Annotated in this window: 4 protein-coding genes and 1 pseudogene; all 5 read left to right on the forward strand. The window is 70.3% G+C overall.

Annotation, left to right across the window (positions count from 1 at the left end):
* A pseudogene (locus AC07DI_RS37370) lies at positions 1-343 on the forward strand (hypothetical protein); the annotation flags it as partial.
* 34 nt (positions 344-377) lie between these two features.
* Positions 378-695, forward strand: a complete 318-nt coding sequence (locus AC07DI_RS37375) for a hypothetical protein (RefSeq protein ID WP_478909418.1) — start codon at positions 378-380, stop codon at positions 693-695.
* 2 nt (positions 696-697) lie between these two features.
* Positions 698-868 (forward strand): pRL2-8, encoded by a 171-nt coding sequence (locus AC07DI_RS37380; RefSeq protein WP_478909420.1) that lies wholly within the window; start codon positions 698-700, stop codon positions 866-868.
* A gap of 111 nt (positions 869-979) precedes the next feature.
* Positions 980-3,112, forward strand: coding sequence for an ATP-binding protein (locus AC07DI_RS37385; protein ID WP_478909422.1), 2,133 nt, complete (start codon positions 980-982; stop codon positions 3,110-3,112).
* A 204-nt stretch (positions 3,113-3,316) separates the two neighbouring features.
* Entirely contained in the window at positions 3,317-3,751 is a 435-nt protein-coding gene (locus tag AC07DI_RS37390; protein WP_478909423.1) for a hypothetical protein, read from the forward strand.
* Positions 3,752-3,786: the final 35 nt, after the last annotated feature.

The following is a 3,786-nucleotide window of genomic DNA, read 5'->3' on the forward strand; positions in this document are numbered from 1 at the left end:
CATCGACGTGGCCGAGCAACCGGTCCCCGAGTCCGGGGGCAGCGGTGCGGCCCTCGCTTCACCAGGTCTCGGAGTTGATTGGGGGCCCTACGCCGAAGCCGTCGAAGCGTGGGCGCAAGTCATCGGCTGCCCTGCCCCCGGGCCAGTTGACGTTGTGGGACGGCTGAGTCCCGCCTTCGTCGAATGGCTCATGGGTCTGCCCGCCGGCCACGTCACCGACGTCCCCGGCCTGTCCCGCTCCGCACAGCTCAAAGCGCTGGGCAATGGCGTGGTCCCGCACCAGGCCGTGGCCGCACTCCGCTTCCTGGCACCCACCTCCCTCTCCGGCCGCATCGCCGCCTGACCAGGCATCTTCCCCATCCTCCAAGGAGAGTTCTATGGGTAAGCCCGACACGCGTCGCCTGGATCGTGAGATCCAGCAGACCACCCGCAAGCTTGAAGCCGTTCAGCAGCGCCAGATGTGGCCGCTGGACGGCCGCGAACGGCGCGCCATCCTGGCCGCCGCCGCCAGTGGTTCGGTCAAGGTGGTGCGGCACAAGAGCACCGCCCGCGCCGACACCAAGGCCGACACCGCCTGGAGTGCCGCCGAGACGCGGCTGAACGCGGAGATCACCGCATTGCAGAGCGAGCGGCAGCGCATCGTGAACGAGAACGCGAAGGCCAAGGCCGCCAAGAAGTCTTCGGGCTGGTGGTGAGCATGGCCCCCAAACCGGCGCCTCCCGGCCAGTGCCCGCAGTGCTGGCAGCACGCCTACGACAAGAGCATCCACCGCCGCCTGAAGCCGCGCGAGGACTGCCCGCAGTGCGTGGACCACCTGGTCAACGGCTGCCCCTCCCTTGTGCCCAAGAAGGAATCGCGTTGGTGGTGAACCGCGCTCGCCACGCCCACTGACCCGCCCCGGGGTACCCGCCACCACGCGGTCACCCCGGGGCTCTCTCGCCTCCCGCCCCCGTCCGGGGCAGTCAGGAGTGATGCCGTCATGAGCGGCAACGTCGTTCCCCTGCACAAGAACCCCGACCCTCCCGCCACCGCCGAACCCGGCCCGAACCTCACCGTCGTCCCCGACCCCGCCCCGACCGCGCCGGTCGTGCCGTTGTGGGTGCGCTCCGGGCGCGCGATGCGCCAGATCGCCACCGACGAACGCACCCGCGAGGCGGGCAGGGTGGCAGTCCGCCACAGCATGTATGTGGTCGGCGGGACGCGGATCGTGGCCCGCCGCACCTGGGACGGCCGTACCGGCGCCCGCTACGAACGCCTGCTCCGCGCCGCCGAAGCCGCCGGGAACTACGAGGTGGCCCAGGAGTGGGAAGAGCGGCTGCAGCGCTTCCGCGAGGCACGCCACCGGCGCCGTATGGACCTGCTGAAGTCGCCCGTGGACGTGGCCAAGGGCCTCGCGGTCGGCACCGGGGCGGGCATCGGCACTCTGGTCGGTCTCGGGGTGGTGCTGGCCATCGCCAACGAGGACGTGACCGACGTGCTCACGCCGTTGATGGCGGTCTTTGAGTTCATCCGGCTTCTCGTCACGATCGTCTCGATCGTGTGGGGACCGGCCCTGCGCATCGGCCCCCTGCTGGCGCTCCTCGCCCTGTGGTCAGTGGGCCGCAAGCAGCAAGCCGCCCCCAACTGGGCCCTGCCCGCCACCGTCCGCTCCGGGGAGGGCGAACCCATCACCCCCTCGATCGTGGTCAAGGCCCTGCGCGACCTGGGGGTGCCCGCGCTGCGCAACGCCATCAAAGAGATGGGCGACGCCGGCGCGGCCATGCTGGGACCGATCCGGATCGCCGGATGCGGCGTGGAAGTCGACGTGACCCTGCCCTCCGGGGTGTCGACGAACGAGGTGCAGGGCAAGCGGCGCAAGCTCGCGGAGAACCTGACCCGGCACGAACACGAAGTGTTCATCACCATCCCCGAAGCCGCCCGCACGGTGCGGCTGTGGATCGCCGACTCCGGTGCGCTGGATGAGCCGATCGGCCCCTCCCCGCTGGTCACCGATGAGACGATGACCGCCGACTACACCAAGGGCCGCGCCCCCTGGGGACAGGACCTGCGCGGGGACGCGGCGGCGCTGAGCCTGTATCAGCGCCACCTGCTCATCACCGGGTTGTCCAACCAGGGCAAGACCGCCGCGCTGCGCTCCCTGGCGCTGTGGGCGTCGCTGGACAGGCGGGTTGAGTTCCGGATCGCCGACCTCAAGGGCGCCGGTGACTGGGCCATGTTCGACGGTCTGGCCACGGTACTGATCCAGGGGCCGACCGATGAGCACGTGATCGATACGACCGAGATGGTTGAGGGTCTGGTCGATGAGATGAACCGCCGCATCGCGGCGCGTCAGGCAGACCCCACGGTGGTGTTCGACCCGCTGATCGGCATCGTGGACGAAGCGCAGGTGGCGTTCATGTGCCCGGCCGTGGATGACGAGAAGCGCCCTTACGGCGGCTCCAAGGCCACGTCCCGCTACTTCATGGCCGTGCGCAAGGTCCACAACCAGGGCCGCGTGGTCAACGTGCTCATGTACGAGGGTACGCAGGACCCCACCGACCAGAACCTTCCCAAACTCGTGCGGGAAGGCGCCCACACCCGCGCCGCGCTCGCGCTGGGCACCGCGGCGCAAGCCGTCATGGCCCTGGGCGAGAAGGCTGTCAACGGCGGGGCCGCCCCGCACCTGCTGCGCCAGGGCCTGGACAAGGGAACCCTGGTCGTCGCCTCCGACGGCATCGACATCCCCAAGGGCCAGTCGTCCATCACCGTGCGCACGCACTTCATCGGCGACGACGACGCGAAGGCCATCATCGAGCGCGCCAAGGCCCTGCGCGACGGGGTCACCACCCTGCACGCCATCGACCGCGGCGAGCAGCGCGACCCGCTCACGGACATCGCCGACGTGTTCGGCGAAGCTCCGCGGCTGCGCACCAACGAGGTGCTGAAGCGGCTGCACGCGCTGGACCCAAAGGTCTACGGCGACCAGTGGACCAACGACCGGCTGAAGCGGGAGCTGGAGGAGCACGGCGAGGAGCCGAAGAAGTCCCACGGGGTCATGGTCGTCCACCGCGATCACGTCCTGCGGGCCCTCACCAACCGCGACAACGGCGGTTCCGCTTCCCCCGCCGGATAGCGGGGAGCGAGCACCGTCCGGCCCGGGGAGGCGGGGAGAACTCCCCCAGCGCCTCCCCGAGCCGCCTCCCCCGCTCTGATCAGCAAAAACATCGTTTCGGGGAGTCGGGGAGGCGTGCAGGTCAGCACCCCTGAAACCCCCTCCACAGCACCCCCGGCAGGGGGTGCCCCTGCCTCCCCCACCACCATCGTGAAGGAATTCCGCATGTACCCCGACACCACCCCCGAGGCAGGCGCCACGGGCGCCGGTCTGAGCGAAGCGCAGGCCGAAACCGAGGCGCGGCGGATCATCGCTGACGCCTACCGCGACACCACCCCCGTCGCCCAGCCCGGACGACCGCCGATGAGTCAGGGCGCCACCGACGCCAGCGTGCTCCTGCTCGCCGGCGGCGCCACCACCGTCATGGTCGGCGGCACCGCGAGCGTGCTCATGTACGTCTCGCAGTTCGCCGACCCGATCGTCTGCGGCCTCGTCTTCGGTGCCCCCACCGCCCTCGTGCTCGCCCTCGCCCGGCTCGCCCGTCGGGCCAAGCCCGACCCCGAGATCCACCACCACTACGAGGGCCCGGTTCACCAGGAGCAGCGCACCGTCCACAGCCGCACGAGCGGCGTGTGGGCCAAGACCAGCAACCAGCACTGACCAGCCCACAAAGGAGACTCACTGTGAGCAGCGAA

Source organism: Streptomyces sp. NPDC044106 (assembly GCF_056433985.1).

What these genes read in the sequence shown, in the direction of transcription:
- AC07DI_RS37385 (WP_478909422.1), top strand. Translation starts at nt 980, where the DNA reads ATGAGCGGCAACGTCGTTCCCCTGCACAAGAACCCCGACCCTCCCGCC.
- AC07DI_RS37390 (WP_478909423.1), top strand. Translation starts at nt 3,317, where the DNA reads ATGTACCCCGACACCACCCCCGAGGCAGGCGCCACGGGCGCCGGTCTG.
- AC07DI_RS37380 (WP_478909420.1), top strand. Translation starts at nt 698, where the DNA reads ATGGCCCCCAAACCGGCGCCTCCCGGCCAGTGCCCGCAGTGCTGGCAG.
- AC07DI_RS37375 (WP_478909418.1), top strand. Translation starts at nt 378, where the DNA reads ATGGGTAAGCCCGACACGCGTCGCCTGGATCGTGAGATCCAGCAGACC.